Here is an 875-nt window from a genome sequence, read left to right on the forward strand (position 1 = left end):
CCCGGCCCGCAGCCGCACCGTCGCCGGACGCGGCTCGGCCGCCGGATCGTCGCGGTCGAACGCGATGGCCCGCACGTCGGCGTCCGCGGGGACGACCACGCTGCCCGCCGGGCCGTCCGGACGCACCGCGCCGGTGATCCGGCTCAGCCGGAACACCCGCGGCTCGCCCCGGTCGCGGTCGTGCCCGACCACGTACCAGCGGCCCCGGCGGCTCACCACGCCCCACGGCTCCAGGTGCCGCCGCGCGCCGTGCGTGCGGCCCACCCCCTGGTACTCGAACGTCACCGGACGGCCGTCCCGGACCGCCTCCCACAGCGGCGCGAACGCCGGATCGCCCGTGTCGACGCGGGGCTCCACGCCCACCGCCGTCGGCACGTCGGTCTCCACCCCGGCCGCGCGCAGCTTCAGCAGCGCCCCGGACGCCGCGTCCGCCATGCTCGCCTGCTGCCACACCCGCGCCGCCAGGCCCAGCACCGCCGCCTCGTCCGGCGACAGCCGGATCTCCGGCAGCTCGTACGCCTGCGGCGGGATCCGGTAGCCGATCTCCTCGCCGCCCCCGCCGGACGCGTCGCTGCCGACCTCGAGGGGCACGCCCAGCTCGCGCAGCTCCTCCTTGTCGCGCTCGAACATCCGCTTGAACGCCTCGTCGCCGTCCGGGTACCCCGGGACGGCCCGCCGGATCTGCTCGGCCGTCAGGTAGCGCCGCGTGGCCAGCAGGCAGACCACCAGGTTGAGCAGGCGCTCGGTCTTGCGCCGCGACACTTCGCGACCACCTCTTCCGCGTCCGAATCCCTCACCGCCGGGCGCACCCGCCCGCCGTCCAGCCACCGGCGCGGCCTCCCGCGCCGGCTCCGGCGCCGGTCTCCCCGCGCCGG

General features: G+C 77.9%; 1 protein-coding gene. It reads right to left on the reverse strand.

Annotated features, from left to right (window positions below):
- A partial coding sequence (locus tag DZF91_RS23085) for a helix-turn-helix transcriptional regulator (protein ID WP_117359483.1) occupies positions 1-762 on the reverse strand: 762 nt, incomplete at its 3' end.
- Positions 763-875: the final 113 nt, after the last annotated feature.

Origin of the sequence: Actinomadura logoneensis (assembly GCF_003428695.1) — a bacterium.
Lineage (GTDB): Bacteria > Actinomycetota > Actinomycetes > Streptosporangiales > Streptosporangiaceae > Spirillospora > Spirillospora logoneensis.